The following is a 14110-nucleotide window of genomic DNA, read 5'->3' as shown; positions in this document are numbered from 1 at the left end:
TTATTGCTGTTGGGCCATTTGCATCTGCTTTTCCTCTTTGAACTTAATCAAACAGAAAACGGCATAATTTAGCATATCTTGGTAGTTGGCCTCTACACCTTCTGAAACGAGTGTAACGCCTTGATTATTCTCGATTTGTTTCGTGCGAAATATCTTCATCAAGATGAGGTCCGTCATACTACTGACGCGCATGTCTCGCCAAGCCTCGCCGTAGTCGTGGTTTTTATTGCGTAATAATTCGAGTGTCGTTTCGACTTGCTGGTCGTAAAAAGCACTTAATTCCTCGGGACTAAATTCCATCTGGTCAGAGGATTCGAGCGATTTTTGAATTAAGGCGATGATGCAATAATTGATGACTCCGATGAATTCTCCCTCGATGCCGTCTTCGATGCGCTGGGCACCTTTCTCTTGAATGCTGCGAATGCGTTGCGCTTTGATGAAGATTTGATCTGTCAAACTAGGCAAGCGTAAGATTCTCCAAGAGGTACCGTAATCTTTGTTTTTTTTATCAAACAAGGCTTTGCAGTATGAAATTACTTGGCGATATTCGATTTCAGTTTGGGAAGGCGCGGAGTCCTTATTCATACGGGTTGGTTTTAATACTTATAGCCTACAAAAATATTTAAATTATCCTAAATTTCATTTGATTTGAACGCTCTTTTTCCATCTTTTCGAACAATTCGAGTTCAAGGCCGAATCCTGCGTCTGGACGAGCCTTTGATCATGGGAATTTTAAACGCGACACCTGATTCTTTTTTCGAAGGTAGTCGGGTGATGGATTCCGCAGTTTGCTTGGAACGTGTCGCTGGAATGGTCGCATTGGGTGCGAAAATCATCGATATTGGTGGGCATTCCACCCGTCCGGGCGCAGCTCCAGTGACGCCTGTTGAAGAGATTGAACGTGTGGTGCCTTTGATTCAGTTAATTCGAAAGCAATTTCCTAATCTGGTTATCTCCATCGATACCTATCGTTTGTCGGTCGCCCAAGCTGCCATAGCCGCTGGTGCAGATCTTTTTAATGACATCGGTGCGGGTCAAATGGATGCCGGAATTTTCGAATGGGTAGCCAAAAATCAAGTTCCTTATATTTTATCGCATAGTCGGGGAACCTTTAATCAAGTTCACGAAGTTCCGGATTACCAGGATGTGGTGGCTGATGTCTGGTCGGACATCGCGACCAAACTACAGACGCTTCGGTCCCTAGGAGCCAAGGATGTGATTGTGGATCCCGGTTTGGGATTCTCGAAATCCATTGACCACAATTATGCGTTGTTGGCTCATTTAGCCAGCTTTAAAACCCTCGGAGCGCCGATTTTGATTGGGGTATCTCGTAAGTCGATGATCTATAAGACGTTAGGGATTACAGCGGCCGAGTCCTTGAATGGGACTTCGGCTTTGCATATGGTTGCCTTACAGCAAGGTGCTCAAATTTTGCGTGTTCATGACGTGGCGGAGGCCAAAGAAGTGATTACGCTTTTTCAAAAATTACAAGCAAATGGATTACCCAATTTGGTTTAATGGGGCTTGGAAGCCTGCGAATGAAGTACATGTTTCGGTTAAGGATGTTGGCTTTTTACGGGGCTATGGCATCTTTGATTTTTTTCGCATCATGGATGGGAAGCCTATTTTCTTGATGGATCATTTAGCGCGTTTTGAGCGTTCTGCAGCCAAAATTGGCATCGAGATTCCTTATTCAACGGATCAATTGGCGGCATGCATACATGAGCTTGCTGGTCTGTCGGAGGACGCTTGCCTGGGCGTAAAAATGGTATTGACTGGTGGTGAGAGTCCAAATGGTTATGCGCCAGATGAACCTAATTTATGGATATTGCCGGGGGTATTTCAGTTCGCGGATCCTGAGAAGGGAATGCGTTTATTGAGCAAGGAATACGTACGAGAAATGGCCGATATCAAGTCTTTGAACTATGCTTTTGGCATTCGGCATTTGCCAGAAATGAAGGCTGACGGGGCGGATGATTTGATTTATTATACTGCCCAATGTGGAGTTTCAGAGTCGACCCGAAGTAATTTATTCTACGTCAAAAATGGCGAAATATTCACGCCGGATGCGCACATTTTAGAGGGGATTACACGAATGAAAATCCTCGAGATAGCACGTAAGCATTACAAGGTTCATGTGAAGCCCTGTTCCTTGGGGGAATTCTTGTCGGCCGATGAAGTTTTCACGACTGGAAGTACGAAACGGGTGGTTCCGATTTTATCGATTGATGGGAAAATGATTGGTGATGGTGTTCGAGGAGCAGTGGCGAGATACTTGTATGAGGAATTGATTTCCCTGGAATCCTTGTAGAGACGCGATACTTCGCGTCTTACCCTAAAGAACTGATAATGGGAAATTCAGACGCGAAGTATCGCGTCTCTACAAAATATTAACTCCCTTTCGGCCTAAACGCCTTCATATTCGCCTCATTGCATTCCAAGAACGGTCCACCGATGAGGTCGATGCAATAGGGGATGGCTGGGAAAACGGCCTCTAAACACTGACGGATGGCCTTCGGTTTTCCGGGTAAATTTAAGATTAGGGTTTGATTGCGGATACCGGCGGTTTGCCGACTCAAAATAGCCGTGGGCACATATTGTAAACTTACAGAACGCATAAGTTCACCAAAACCCGGCATCATCTTTTGACAAACAGCTTCCGTTGCTTCGGGGGTAACATCACGAAGTGCTGGCCCTGTTCCACCCGTCGTTACTAACAGGCAGACTTCCTCGCTCATTTCAATCATTTTGGCTTCCAACAAGGCTTGTTCATCGGGAATAACGGCATAAACTACCTCAAATGTCGAAGTCAAATATTCATGTAATAATTCCACGACGGCCTTGCCGGGAATATCTTCGTAGATACCCGCACTCGCCCGGTCTGAAACGTTGATGACGCCAATCTTTATCATTTTTTGTAGGCTTTAATGCGCTTCTCCATCGGGATAGGTTCGTCCAATAAATCGCGAATGACGATCGATGCAACGGATCCTCCGAAGGCTGCGGGTAGATACGAGATGGTTCCGTAGGCCGATTTTTTGAAGTTCGATCCATCTGTTAAAATCAATGACTCATCCTTCACCTTTTCAAGCGAAAATACGGCTTTGATCCCTTTCCCAATGCCCATTTTTCGGATGCGCTTCCGTACCAATGAGGCCAAGTAACATTCCCTCGTATCGAGTAGGTCGGCTGTTCGTAATTTGGTTGGATCTAATTTTCCGCCAGCTCCCATCGAACTCGCAATGCGATAGCCTAAATCATAAGCGGTCTTTAATAATGTGATTTTTGGGGTCACCGAATCGATGCAATCCATCACATAATCGAAACGCGTATTTACAAGCAATTCTTTGGCCGCTTCCGGACTCAAAAAAGTTTCAATGCTCGTCAGTTTTAAAGCAGGATTGATGGCTAATAAGCGTTCGGCCATGATTTTGGCTTTCGAAACGCCATGGTTTGTCGCTAAAGCGGGCAATTGTCGATTCCGGTTCGTAGGGTCGACTACGTCTCCATCCACGATGGTCATGGTTCCTACCCCGGAACGCGCGATGAATTCGGCGGCAAAGGAGCCGACGCCGCCGAGGCCAACAATTAGAACATGGGCACGTTGAAGTTTTTGGATTCCTTCGGCTCCGATTAAGAGTTCGGACCGACTGAGCCAGCTAAGGTCATTTTCTTGTAACATTAGGCAATTTCTTCCTTGATTTGGTATTGAGTAGTTTTGTCTGAATTCGTGATGAGCAATTCACCCAGGAATCCGGCTACGAATAATTGAACCCCTAAAATAATGGCTACTAAGGCCAAGAAGAACAAGGGGTTATCGGTGACATTCCGGTACTTGTAATTATTCGCGATGTTGTAAAGTTTTTCGGCTATTAGCCAAAGCGTAATGACCGTACCCGAGAAGAAGGATAAAATGCCCAAACTACCGAATAGGTGCATAGGTCGCTTCCCAAAAGTCTGTACAAACGTAATCGACAATAGGTCTAAAAATCCATATAAAAAGCGCTCCAAGCCAAACTTAGTTACGCCATATTTACGTGCTTGGTGCTGAACAACTTTCTCGCCAATCTTCGTAAATCCATTCCATTTCGCTTGAACGGGAATGTAACGATGCATTTCACCATATAGCTTAATAGTCTTGACAACCTCCAATTTATATGCTTTTAGGCCACAATTGAAGTCGTTCAATTTAACGCCCGATAGAGCTCGCGTAGCCGCGTTGTATAGTTTAGTCGGGATGGTTTTTGAAATCGGATCAAAGCGTTTTTGCTTCCATCCTGACACTAAATCATATCCATCCTGGGTAATCATGCGATATAACTCTGGGATTTCGTCCGGTGAATCCTGTAAGTCGGCATCCATGGTAATCACCACTTGTCCGCTTGCTTTTTGAAAACCCTCATGCAAAGCGGCTGATTTGCCGTAATTGCGAGCAAATGAGATACCCTTGATTGTCGAATATCGCTTGGATAAGTCTTGAATAACCTGCCAGGAGCTATCCTTGCTTCCATCATTAACAAAAATCATTTCATACGAGAATTGATTTTTTTGCATGACCTGATCCACCCAAGAACAAAGTTCTGGAAGCGATTCAGCTTCGTTATAAAGAGGTACTACAATGGATATTTGCAACATAGTGGGGCGTCAAACAAACAAAAATACAAATTTCAACGGATAATATTAGTCGAATATCAAATAGTATGGTTTCAATAAGTTGGTGAATTCCTCGGAATACCTTCCATCAAGTTCTTTGATGCAGATCGTTTCGGTTTTTATTTCGCTTTTTCGAAATGAACCTTGGGCCATGATGCGTAGCGTTTCGTGGTTAGCTTGGTGTTTTACCTCACAAATTTCATTCAAATAAAGTCCATTTTCTAACGCGGCTTTTTCGAACTTTTTCATCCCAACGGGAGGATAGAGTACGGTAAATTTTCCTTCGGCCTTCAAATTTCTGCGTATACCTTCTGCTAATTCTTCCGGACTTAGCGTATCGCTGTGCATGGCCTGGTTTTTCGAGGTGTCCGAATTTTTCAGGTGATTGATGAAAAAGGGTGGATTGCAAATGATGAAATCATGGATGGATTGATAGTCGCTTAACGCAATAGTCTTGATATTAATATTGGGATTAGCCAATGCGCTCATATTTTCTTGAGCAAGCTCAGCTACGTCCGCTTGAATTTCAATCCCCGTAAAGTGGGAGGTAGGGTACGCCTGTGCGAGCATACCAATGAGTAAACCACAACCCGTACCAATGTCCAAGGTGTTTTGTTGGGGGAATTTCCCCGACCACGCCCCAAACAAACATGCCTCGGTCGTAATTTTAAGCCCAGGATTTCCATGGGCTAGTGCGAATTGTTTGAAATGGAAAATGGATCTATTTTCGGCCATAGTCTGCCGGATTTTCACCCCAATCCTCAGTCTCCCACTTTAAGATTTTGGTCGTGTAGCTATTCGTTTTTAGCCATTCAATAGCTCGGTCGACGAGCTCGAATAATTCAGCAGTCGACGCATTCCGCTCCAAATTCGTCTTGATGGCTTTGTTACGGACCCAGGCGATTGCCGTTCTGGAATCCGAATACAGGGGAAATGGACAATCGAGTTTTTTTAGATAGGAGAGACCATGGACGATGGCTAGAAATTCACCTAAATTGACAGTTCCAACGGGGAAAGGTCCTCGTTTAAAGAGCACTTCTTTCGTGGCGGTATTTACGCCTTGGTATTCTAATATACCCGGATTTCCAGCGCAGGCAGCATCAACGGAGATACTCGGTAGGATGAATTGGCCGGCCATGCCCGATGGCTTTAGTGTTTTATTTGATTTAGGATTTATGCTAGCCCAATAATTCTTCTTGGATGCGGCCTCAGCTTCGGCACGGGATTCAAAGGATTTGTACTGGGCATTCGGAAAACCTTTAATGTTTTTTTCCGTTTCGGCCCAAGTATCAAAAATACCTTTTTGATGCCCCTCCCAAATCACATAATATTTTTGCTTTTTAGCCATTAACCCAGACGTGTTTTGAAGATCTTGATTGCAATCGCTATCAAAATAACACCAAATACTTTTCGTAATACCTGCGTTCCCGCATTGCCTAATTTATTTTCTATCCAAACACTTGAACGCAATACGATGTAGATAAAAATCAGGTTGATGAGAATACTCACCATGATATTTTCCTCTTCGAATTGTGATTTCAGCGAGATTAGCGTTGTCATCGTACCTGCCCCTGCAATAATCGGGAAGGCTAAGGGTACAATACTGTGTGCGGATCCTTCTTGCACCTCTTCCGATTTGAAAATATTACGCCCCAAGGTCATCTCCAAACCAATCAAAAAGATGATTAAGGCGCCCGCCATCGCAAAGGAATTCGTGTCCACTCCGAAAAAACGAAGAATCAATTTTCCAGCAAAGAAGAAGCCGATCATAATCAAACCCGAAACCAGCGTTGCCTGTTCCGCATGAATATTTCCATTTTTCTTGCGTAAGTCGATGATGATGGGAATCGAGCCCAAAATATCAATTACCGAAAATAAGATCAGTGAAGACGATAAAATTTCCTTAATGTTAAAGTTCATGGTCTAGTTGATTAATAAGTGTCTGAATATCTGCTATCGTATGACTCGGAAAATTTGCGATTCGTACCGTCGTGGATTGCCAATCGCCATAACCCTTGCCTAATTCGATTTCGGCATTTAAACAATGCGCCTGAATTTGTTTAATCTGCTCAGGCTGACCTTTCAATGCGAGTACCGTGGCTAACCTCAATTCCGGTTTTTCGATCAAAAATTCCAATCCCCAACGTTTGTTTTTTTTCCAATATTCCTCCCAAATCGCCATTTTCTCCAACGTTTTTTGATGGGTGACTCGAATATTGGGTAAGTTGTGCGTCAGTCGGTTAAGCACATAAATGCCTAAAACGTTCGGTGTATAATGGGTTTGAAAACGCTTTCGGTTGTCCTCCATCAGCAAGATATCATTATAGTGTCCTTTGTGGCCTAATTGATTAGCTCTTGCCAAAGCCTTTGGCGAACAAATCATGATGCCAAGTCCTGCGGGTATTCCCATGCATTTTTGGACGGAGGCTAACCAAACATCAGCTTCTTCCCAGGCCAAGTCAATGCCTCCCATGGATGAAGTGGCGTCGACGGTAATTAAGGCATCCCCGTATAAACTTCGTTGAATAGCTTGCCCCGTTCCGTTGGAGGTTTCACTTTGAACCAAACAGATGGTATCGATATCAGAAAGATTTGGCAACGAAATTTCACCTAAGGATTGCTGCGCATCAAATTCAATGGATCGTGCATTTGGAAAAATTTGCTTTGTATAATGCGTCCATTTTTTTCCAAAAGCCCCATTGTAGAGGTGTAGGGATTGCTTCTCAATAAAAGACTGAGCGACAATTTCCCAAGCCTCTGTGGCCGATGAAACGAAATAAATCGTATAATCAGTAGGTATATTCCATTTCTCATGGAGTATCTCTAAGGTGTCTTTTAGGAGCGCTTCGAAACGAGTGCTTCGGTGGTTAATGCTGACAATACCCTGGTCAAAGGCGTCTCGGATAAAATCCAACGCCTCCGGATGAACCTTGGAGGGACCTGGGTAAAATGAAAGCATCGGTTAGCAATAAGACGTTAACGCTAATTCATATCCTCGTAGTCCGAATCCCACGATGATTCCCTTGCAATTCGGGCTTAAATAACTGTGGCCACGGAATGCCTCACGTGCATGCACATTCGAGATATGCACCTCGATAACAGGGGTTTTAATCGCCGCAACCGCATCTGCAATCGCAATCGAAGTATGTGTATAGCCTCCCGCGTTTAAGATGATGCCTTCGTAAGAAAAACCTACTTCATGGAGCTTATTAATCATCGCACCTTCCTCATTGGATTGGAAGTATGAAATCTCCAAATTGTCTTTGAATTTCTCCGTTAGAATTTCCAAGAACTGTTCGAAGGTTTGGTGACCGTAAATTTCGGGTTCACGTTTGCCTAATAAATTCAAATTAGGACCGTTCAGGATTAATATCTTTTTCCGTACCATGGTTCATTGGATGTGCTATATTTCAAATTTAGCCTAAATTTACAGGAATATAGCAATATTGCATTCATGTGGTCCACGGAAATCCAAGCTTTTGGTAATTATTTAAAGATTGAGCGCGGTCTTTCTGCACATTCCAACAGTGGGTATGTGCATGATGTCTCTAAATTCGCCCAATTTTTGACCGATCAAAAGCTTGACGCCATTCTCCCGATCGAGGTACAAGAAAACCACATTCTAGATTTTTTTAAGATTCTTCATGATTTGGGCATAGAGGCAAGTAGCCAAGCAAGATGTTTGTCGGGCCTTCGCAGTTTTTTCCAATTCCTGTCCTTGGAAAATCCGGATTTTCGTGACCCAACCGTCCACATCAAATCACCTCAAAAAGGGCGCCATCTTCCCGATACACTCTCCTTTGATGAGATAGAACTCATTTTGGATTCCAATGATATGTCCAATCCCCAAGGGATTCGCAACCGAGCGATGTTGGAATTTCTTTATGGCGCTGGTCTTCGTGTCTCGGAATTAGTGAGTTTGAAATTAACGGATATATATGCCGACTTAGGCTTAATCAAGGTACGAGGCAAAGGGGACAAAGAACGTTTGGTTCCTGCGGGTCGAGATGCCTTTCGGTATTTGAATCTGTATTTGGAGGAGGTGCGAAATCACATGGATTGCAAGAAGGAGGCTCAAAACATCGTTTTTCTGAATCGACGGGGAGCGGCATTAAGTCGGGTCATGGTATTTATCATCTGCAAGGAATTAGCCGCGAAAGCAGGGATTACGAAAACGATAAGTCCGCATACTTTCCGCCATTCCTTTGCGACGCATTTGATTGAAGGGGGTGCCGATTTGCGCGCGGTTCAGGAAATGCTGGGTCATGAGTCTATTCTGACCACCGAAATTTATACCCATTTAGATCGCGCCTATTTGACTCAAATGGTCCATGATTACCATCCTCTGAATCGTCGTGCCAACTAGTTTTCTTCCGGGAAGGGGATAAAGACGAAATTGGTAAATTGGCCATCTACGACAAAAAGGCAAGCATATTCCTCAATATCCTTGAAATTTTGCACGAATAACTCAACGTTTTCTTCTGCGATTAATTTCCGTTGGACAAACTCCTCCATCATGGAGGCATGGTAATTCCATTTATTACCGTTGAGTTCGTTTACACCAATTAACATTTGACCGATTTCAATCGGACGTTGGGAGCAAACGAAAATAGGGAAATCCGAAAAGCCTCGTTTTTTGATCTGATAGGCGGCTTCTTTTAATGCATCAGCAACCAAAACAAAATCGCTTGAAATTAATCCCAAGTATTTTCCGTTTAAATCCGGTGAATTAGGTGCATTGGAAAGGGCGGTGTAATCTTCAATCATCGAGCTAATAATAAGAGTTGAATATCTTTTAGTGGTTTTTTATACAATTTGGCAATGGTTGCATGGGTAACATGTCCTTTGTAGCAGAAAGTTCCCTTCATAAAGGATTTTCCTTGCCAGAGCATTTCCTCCACACCCCCGGTTTTTCCGGCTTTTAAGACAAAGGAGGTCAATAAATTGCTCATCGCGATGCTGGCCGTTTGAGAAACCAGGGAGGGGATATTAGGTACGCAATAATGACTTATGCCAAATTTCTTGAACACAGGTTTGCCCAAATTCGTTATTTCCGAAGTTTCGAAACAACCGCCTTGGTCGATACACACATCGATAATTAGGGTGCCCGGTTTCAATTTGCTCACCATTTCCTCGGTCACTACGCATGGGGTCACACCAGAGTCGGAGCGCAAGGCACCCACAATGACCGTGGCCTCTTGCAATGCTTGAGGTAAATTTTCTGAATCAATCACTTGGGTGACCAACGGAAAGCCCAAGGTATGTTTTAAGCGCTGTAACTTATAGATGTCTTTGTCAAATACTTGCATTTGAATGCCTGCATGCCAAGCGGCGCGGGCCACTTGTTCCACTACATGTCCCGAACCGAGCAACACGAGTTTGCATGGAGGTACCCCCGTGACATTGCCCATTAAGAGTCCGGGTCCTTTGTGGTTGCTCAAGATCCCACTGGCAATGGGCAAGACCAATTGCCCCGCAATTTCTGCCATGATTTTAACGAATGGAAATCCTCCAGCGTTATCTTCAGCATATTCAAGGCCTACCGCAATGAGTTGTTTTTTATTGATCTCATCGAGTAATTCCCCAGTAATTTGTTGTTTTGAGGCACAAGATACGAATGCTTGGCCTGGCATCATCCGACCGATTTCTTCGAGTGTGGGGGCATTGATTTTTAAAATCAATCCTCCCTGCCAAACTTGTTGGAGATCATCGGTAACACTCGCCCCGGCCAATAAATAATCAGCGTCTGAAAATCCAGCACGTTCACCGGCTCCATTTTCCACAATCACCTCGTGTCCATTAGCGACCAATAATTGAACTGCCTGAGGGGTTAAACTGATTCGATTTTCAAAAGCTGCCGTTTCTTTTGGGAGGGCAATTTGAATGCTTTTGGCATTTTGTTTGGTCCAACTCATGGCCTCCATTGGCATGATGCCCTGTTGGGAGAGTAATTCGTGAAAAGGATTCGTTGTACGCATATTACCAATTTAGTGATAATTTTCTTTCTAATTCATTGATCGCCTCGATTTCAAAAGTGACATGCGGAAAGTCCCACAACTCCTCTGCCTGTTCGGGCCACTCGATGAGACATAAATCACCGGAGTCTAAATACTCCTCAATTCCGATTGCCAAAGCCTCTTGTACATTCTTTAGTCGGTATAAATCAAAATGATAGATTGTTTGCCCAGCTAGCGTTTGATGTTCATTGACCAATGAAAACGTAGGACTTTGAACGGAACCTTTCACACCCAACTGGGCTAAAATTTCTTTCGTTAGTGTCGTCTTGCCCGCGCCCATTTGACCGCGAAAAAGCCAAACTTTGGGTGCATCCTTAAGTGCCTCGATAAGTTCGCGCGCGACTTTAGGCAAATCACTCAATCCATAGTTCTCCCAATTTCTCATAAATCGATATCACCTAATTGAGGTCGAATCAGGATTTCTTCTAAAACCGTGGATGGGCTCATTTGATATGCCGAGTAAATGGTCTTTGCCACATCATCCGCAGGAATGAAGCGGGATTCCGGTAATTCGACACCATCCCACGAGGGTGTTAGCGTCGCTCCGGGTAGGATAGCTGTTACTTTGATGCCTTGGGTTTTTAATTCCTCGCGGAGAACCTTGGTGAATCCGAGTAAGGCAAATTTACTGATGCAATAAGAACCGCCTAAGGTATAGGCCGTTATCGAGGCCGTCGAACAGATACTGAATATATGGCCCGATTTTTGACCTTGAAAAACAGGCAAAAGAGCTCGGGTTAAATGATAAGCACTGTACAAATTGGTCTCGATGGTTTTTTCGAGTAAATCGTCTGCCTCATTTTGAATTTGGCCAGGTATAAAAACACCGGTATTATTTACAAGTACCTCGATCTGATTAGTCTGCTTCAAAACCCAATTCGCAAAATCAAGTACTTGATTTTTTTGGCTTAAATCGGCTGCAAACGTATGGAGACGATCGTTCGCTAATTCCGTAGCGAGGGCATCTAATTTGGCTTGGCTTCGGGAACAGGTAAACACGGTAAATTGTTCGGCTAAAAACTTTTTTACGAGTGCCTTGCCAATTCCTTGGCTTCCTCCACTTATAACTACGGATTTGTTCATTATCTTTGAGACTTAGCGCGTTCTTAAATTCAAACGCATGTCAAAATTAGGTAAATATTTAATCTTCCTGAGTAAGCTGTTTACAAATCCTGAGAAATTTCGGGTATACTGGGCTTTGATGATGCAGGAATGTAAAGATATTGGCATCAATTCGATGCTTATTGTGACCATTGTGGCATCGTTTTTGGGAGCCGTTACTTGCGTGCAGACGGCGGCTAACATGGACAATCCCTTTGTTCCAAAATACATCATTAGCCTCATTGTTCGAGATTCGACGATTTTAGAATTAGGTCCTACCATTACATGTGTCGTTTTAGCAGGTAAAATTGGGTCAAATATTGCCAGTCAATTAGGAACCATGCGCATTTCTGAGCAAATCGATGCCTTGGAGGTGATGGGAATCAACTCATCTTCTTATTTGGTTCTTCCTAAAATGATTGCTGCGATGCTAACCTTCCCGATGTTAGTGACCATGGCTTGTTTTCTTGGAATTTACGGGGGGTATTTGGCGGGGTGGTTGACAGGTGCAGTGACCCAACAAGAATATATCTACGGCCTTCAGTTTGCCTTCAAACCCAATTACGTTTTATTCGCCTTGATTAAATCGGTCGTTTTTGGGTTTCTTGTGGTTACTATTGCGGCTTTTCAGGGTTTTTATACGAAAGGTGGAGCCTATGAAGTAGGAAAGGCGAGTACCGCTGCCGTGACCAATGCCTGTATCGCAATCTTGATCGCGGATTATCTATTAGCCCAATTATTGGTCGGCTAAATTCGCTCAATAAATACGTTTGTTGTCAAAATCGAGGTGGCTGCCCCTCGATAAGTCCCATAAACCGGTGTAATTTCTTCGGGTAGACATGACGCTGCTAAAGGAATGTGATTTCCGGACACAACTTCGTGTTGGGTAGGGTCATACCCTCTCCATCCGCCTCCCGGTAAAAATACTTCTACCCAAGCGTGTAAATGATGCGTTTGATTCGGAACATCCACAGGAGCCACGCCTGTGTAGTAGCCAGAAACGAAGCGGGTGGCGAGGCCCATGGCCCGACAAAGCGCTGAGAAAAGAACGGCGTAATCACGGCATGAACCTTTTCGGCTCAATAATGTAAGTTCTGGGGTATTTGGCGCACCTTCTTCACGAATTTCATAGGCGAAATTTTTGAAGATGAATTCATTGATTTGCATCAAAAAGGCAGAGGTTTCGTATTGAACCTGAGAGGCGAGTTGGCGTGCCGTTTGCTCTACGATTGCCCCAATTCCCTCCAATCCAAGGTAAGGGCTTAAAGTTTTCAAATACGAATCCGAATAGCGCATCGGTAAGCGTTTGCTCTCAAAGGGAAAGTAAACGAAATCAAATGGATTGAATTCCGTTGTTCCCACTTGGGTTTCCATCCGGATGTCTAGGTATTGAACAGGCTCCTTGAAAAACAAGATATTTTGCGTATTGCCTTCTGGATCCAAGTTCTTCGAAATTTGAACGGGTTGTGGGTCTATCCGCAATTCAAATGACTGAACTGTCAACAGGGAACTTTTCCTGGGGTGTAAATACAGGATATGCGGATCCAGGGTTACGGGTTCGCTGTATTGATAATGAAGGCTGTGTTGGATTTTAGCGATCATTGGAGGGCAAAGTCAGTAAGCTTTTCATCCAGTATTCTTCGATGCTTTCGAGTGAATTACGTAGCGCCAAATTCCAATCATCGGAGATTTTTTGCATGTCTTCTTTGTGCAGTCGAATCTCTTTGGCTTTGTAACTTCCTTTTTCGTAAACGACCACATCGATGGGATAATCCACATCATTGGTACTTACTTGGGTCGCATCAAAAGACAAAAACCCCATTTTTAAGGCATCTTTTAATGGTGTTTCATAGCTAAGGTTTCTATTCAATAAAGGTTTTCCGTAATTGGAATTGCCAATGATCTGATATTTTAAGCCGTCATTGATTTCAATCCAATTGCCTTCTGGGAAGATTAAAAAGAGTTTATGTTCGCTGTCTTTCGCCATTTGGCCACCAACGATAGCGTGTAAATTAAAGGCATATCCTTCTTTCTCGAGTGATTCACGATCTTCTTGAGCAACTTGTTTAAGCATTTGACCAAAAGCAGTAGCTGCTTGAAACATGTAGTCATAAGTCGATTCCTCGTCCTCTATTTTTTGATTGAAATAGGTGACCGCTTTGTCACGAACCGAGCGTAAACCCGCGGTCATGATGAATAGGCTGTGATTGTTTACCTCGTGAATCGAAATTTTCTTGTTGGAATACATCTCATTACCCGCAGTAATCCGCGTGTCGGCAATGGCTATCAAACCTTCTTTAACAGTTATTCCTAAACAATATGTCATAATTGATGGGTGG

Annotated in this window: 19 protein-coding genes; 4 read left to right on the top strand and 15 right to left on the bottom strand. The window is 43.6% G+C overall.

Annotated features, from left to right (window positions below; all coding sequences use genetic code 11):
• A complete protein-coding gene (locus tag ACMH5P_RS04045; RefSeq protein WP_459493041.1) occupies positions 1–585 on the bottom strand; it encodes a DUF1599 domain-containing protein in 585 nt (194 codons plus the stop codon).
• A 138-nt stretch (positions 586–723) separates the two neighbouring features.
• Between ACMH5P_RS04045 and folP the strand changes: the two genes are divergently transcribed.
• Both folP and ACMH5P_RS04035 read left to right on the top strand, forming a co-directional pair.
• A complete protein-coding gene (folP, locus tag ACMH5P_RS04040) occupies positions 724–1518 on the top strand; it encodes a dihydropteroate synthase (RefSeq protein ID WP_459493040.1) in 795 nt (264 codons plus the stop codon).
• Positions 1496–2311: an aminotransferase class IV gene (locus ACMH5P_RS04035; RefSeq protein ID WP_459493039.1), complete on the top strand. Its 816-nt coding sequence runs from the start codon at positions 1496–1498 to the stop codon at positions 2309–2311. Before folP ends, ACMH5P_RS04035 begins: the two co-directional genes overlap by 23 nt.
• A 79-nt stretch (positions 2312–2390) precedes the next feature.
• Here the strand turns inward: ACMH5P_RS04035 and mog are convergent, their stop codons facing one another.
• From mog to aroQ, 8 genes are read right to left on the bottom strand one after another with little or no spacing between them, the layout of a single operon-like run.
• Positions 2391–2912, bottom strand: coding sequence for a molybdopterin adenylyltransferase (mog, locus tag ACMH5P_RS04030; protein WP_459493038.1), 522 nt, complete (start codon positions 2910–2912; stop codon positions 2391–2393).
• A complete protein-coding gene (locus ACMH5P_RS04025) occupies positions 2909–3682 on the bottom strand; it encodes a tRNA threonylcarbamoyladenosine dehydratase (RefSeq protein WP_459493037.1) in 774 nt (257 codons plus the stop codon). The genes mog and ACMH5P_RS04025 overlap by 4 nt, the downstream gene beginning before the upstream one ends.
• On the bottom strand, positions 3682–4635 hold the full coding sequence (locus ACMH5P_RS04020) for a glycosyltransferase family 2 protein (protein WP_459493036.1): 954 nt from the start codon (positions 4633–4635) through the stop codon (positions 3682–3684). The genes ACMH5P_RS04025 and ACMH5P_RS04020 overlap by 1 nt, the downstream gene beginning before the upstream one ends.
• A 45-nt stretch (positions 4636–4680) precedes the next feature.
• Positions 4681–5388, bottom strand: a complete 708-nt coding sequence (locus ACMH5P_RS04015) for a tRNA1(Val) (adenine(37)-N6)-methyltransferase (protein WP_459493035.1) — start codon at positions 5386–5388, stop codon at positions 4681–4683.
• Positions 5375–6001 carry a ribonuclease H1 domain-containing protein gene (locus ACMH5P_RS04010; RefSeq protein ID WP_459493034.1) on the bottom strand — a complete coding sequence of 209 codons (627 nt, stop codon included), beginning with the start codon at positions 5999–6001 and terminating at the stop codon, positions 5375–5377. Before ACMH5P_RS04010 ends, ACMH5P_RS04015 begins: the two co-directional genes overlap by 14 nt.
• Positions 6001–6573, bottom strand: coding sequence for a MarC family protein (locus ACMH5P_RS04005; protein WP_459493033.1), 573 nt, complete (start codon positions 6571–6573; stop codon positions 6001–6003). The genes ACMH5P_RS04010 and ACMH5P_RS04005 overlap by 1 nt, the downstream gene beginning before the upstream one ends.
• Entirely contained in the window at positions 6563–7612 is a 1050-nt protein-coding gene (locus ACMH5P_RS04000) for an aminotransferase class V-fold PLP-dependent enzyme (RefSeq protein ID WP_459493032.1), read from the bottom strand. Before ACMH5P_RS04000 ends, ACMH5P_RS04005 begins: the two co-directional genes overlap by 11 nt.
• Before the next feature lie 3 nt (positions 7613–7615).
• Complete coding sequence (aroQ, locus tag ACMH5P_RS03995; protein ID WP_459493031.1) at positions 7616–8041, bottom strand: type II 3-dehydroquinate dehydratase; 426 nt, start codon at positions 8039–8041, stop codon at positions 7616–7618.
• A gap of 66 nt (positions 8042–8107) precedes the next feature.
• On the opposite strand from aroQ, the gene xerD reads away from it, so the two are divergent.
• The gene (gene xerD, locus ACMH5P_RS03990) at positions 8108–9019 is read left to right on the top strand and encodes a site-specific tyrosine recombinase XerD (RefSeq protein ID WP_459493030.1); all 912 of its coding nucleotides are present in this window, start codon (positions 8108–8110) and stop codon (positions 9017–9019) included.
• Here xerD and ACMH5P_RS03985 read toward each other — a convergent pair.
• From ACMH5P_RS03985 to ACMH5P_RS03970, 4 genes are read right to left on the bottom strand one after another with little or no spacing between them, the layout of a single operon-like run.
• Positions 9016–9420, bottom strand: coding sequence for a hypothetical protein (locus ACMH5P_RS03985; protein ID WP_459493029.1), 405 nt, complete (start codon positions 9418–9420; stop codon positions 9016–9018). The genes xerD and ACMH5P_RS03985 overlap by 4 nt on opposite strands.
• On the bottom strand, positions 9417–10631 hold the full coding sequence (locus ACMH5P_RS03980) for an alanine dehydrogenase (protein ID WP_459493028.1): 1215 nt from the start codon (positions 10629–10631) through the stop codon (positions 9417–9419). The genes ACMH5P_RS03985 and ACMH5P_RS03980 overlap by 4 nt, the downstream gene beginning before the upstream one ends.
• A 1-nt stretch (position 10632) precedes the next feature.
• Complete coding sequence (gene tsaE / locus ACMH5P_RS03975; protein WP_459493027.1) at positions 10633–11055, bottom strand: tRNA (adenosine(37)-N6)-threonylcarbamoyltransferase complex ATPase subunit type 1 TsaE; 423 nt, start codon at positions 11053–11055, stop codon at positions 10633–10635.
• Positions 11052–11753: an SDR family oxidoreductase gene (locus tag ACMH5P_RS03970; protein WP_459493026.1), complete on the bottom strand. Its 702-nt coding sequence runs from the start codon at positions 11751–11753 to the stop codon at positions 11052–11054. Before ACMH5P_RS03970 ends, tsaE begins: the two co-directional genes overlap by 4 nt.
• Positions 11754–11790: 37 nt before the next feature.
• Here ACMH5P_RS03970 and ACMH5P_RS03965 point away from each other — a divergent pair, with 37 nt between their 5' ends.
• A complete protein-coding gene (locus tag ACMH5P_RS03965) occupies positions 11791–12522 on the top strand; it encodes an MlaE family ABC transporter permease (protein ID WP_459493025.1) in 732 nt (243 codons plus the stop codon).
• On the opposite strand, the gene ACMH5P_RS03960 is transcribed toward ACMH5P_RS03965, so the two are convergent.
• Together ACMH5P_RS03960 and ACMH5P_RS03955 are read right to left on the bottom strand one after the other, a co-directional pair.
• Complete coding sequence (locus ACMH5P_RS03960; protein WP_459493024.1) at positions 12519–13373, bottom strand: transglutaminase family protein; 855 nt, start codon at positions 13371–13373, stop codon at positions 12519–12521. The two genes, ACMH5P_RS03965 and ACMH5P_RS03960, sit on opposite strands and share 4 nt — an antisense overlap.
• A complete protein-coding gene (locus ACMH5P_RS03955) occupies positions 13363–14097 on the bottom strand; it encodes a peptidase (protein ID WP_459493023.1) in 735 nt (244 codons plus the stop codon). The genes ACMH5P_RS03960 and ACMH5P_RS03955 overlap by 11 nt, the downstream gene beginning before the upstream one ends.
• Positions 14098–14110 lie beyond the last annotated feature (13 nt).

This window comes from Aquirufa sp. 5-AUSEE-100C1 (assembly GCF_054558655.1).
The sequence above is the reverse complement of the archived record's forward strand: the minus strand, read 5'-3'. Positions and strand labels throughout refer to the sequence as shown.

Coding starts and splice junctions, on each gene's coding strand:
- ACMH5P_RS04045 (WP_459493041.1), bottom strand. CDS start 585: ATGAATAAGGACTCCGCGCCTTCCCAAACTGAAATCGAATATCGCCAA.
- folP (WP_459493040.1), top strand. CDS start 724: ATGGGAATTTTAAACGCGACACCTGATTCTTTTTTCGAAGGTAGTCGG.
- ACMH5P_RS04035 (WP_459493039.1), top strand. CDS start 1,496: ATGGATTACCCAATTTGGTTTAATGGGGCTTGGAAGCCTGCGAATGAA.
- mog (WP_459493038.1), bottom strand. CDS start 2,912: ATGATAAAGATTGGCGTCATCAACGTTTCAGACCGGGCGAGTGCGGGT.
- ACMH5P_RS04025 (WP_459493037.1), bottom strand. CDS start 3,682: ATGTTACAAGAAAATGACCTTAGCTGGCTCAGTCGGTCCGAACTCTTA.
- ACMH5P_RS04020 (WP_459493036.1), bottom strand. CDS start 4,635: ATGTTGCAAATATCCATTGTAGTACCTCTTTATAACGAAGCTGAATCG.
- ACMH5P_RS04015 (WP_459493035.1), bottom strand. CDS start 5,388: ATGGCCGAAAATAGATCCATTTTCCATTTCAAACAATTCGCACTAGCC.
- ACMH5P_RS04010 (WP_459493034.1), bottom strand. CDS start 6,001: ATGGCTAAAAAGCAAAAATATTATGTGATTTGGGAGGGGCATCAAAAA.
- ACMH5P_RS04005 (WP_459493033.1), bottom strand. CDS start 6,573: ATGAACTTTAACATTAAGGAAATTTTATCGTCTTCACTGATCTTATTT.
- ACMH5P_RS04000 (WP_459493032.1), bottom strand. CDS start 7,612: ATGCTTTCATTTTACCCAGGTCCCTCCAAGGTTCATCCGGAGGCGTTG.
- aroQ (WP_459493031.1), bottom strand. CDS start 8,041: ATGGTACGGAAAAAGATATTAATCCTGAACGGTCCTAATTTGAATTTA.
- xerD (WP_459493030.1), top strand. CDS start 8,108: ATGTGGTCCACGGAAATCCAAGCTTTTGGTAATTATTTAAAGATTGAG.
- ACMH5P_RS03985 (WP_459493029.1), bottom strand. CDS start 9,420: ATGATTGAAGATTACACCGCCCTTTCCAATGCACCTAATTCACCGGAT.
- ACMH5P_RS03980 (WP_459493028.1), bottom strand. CDS start 10,631: ATGCGTACAACGAATCCTTTTCACGAATTACTCTCCCAACAGGGCATC.
- tsaE (WP_459493027.1), bottom strand. CDS start 11,055: ATGAGAAATTGGGAGAACTATGGATTGAGTGATTTGCCTAAAGTCGCG.
- ACMH5P_RS03970 (WP_459493026.1), bottom strand. CDS start 11,753: ATGAACAAATCCGTAGTTATAAGTGGAGGAAGCCAAGGAATTGGCAAG.
- ACMH5P_RS03965 (WP_459493025.1), top strand. CDS start 11,791: ATGTCAAAATTAGGTAAATATTTAATCTTCCTGAGTAAGCTGTTTACA.
- ACMH5P_RS03960 (WP_459493024.1), bottom strand. CDS start 13,373: ATGATCGCTAAAATCCAACACAGCCTTCATTATCAATACAGCGAACCC.
- ACMH5P_RS03955 (WP_459493023.1), bottom strand. CDS start 14,097: ATGACATATTGTTTAGGAATAACTGTTAAAGAAGGTTTGATAGCCATT.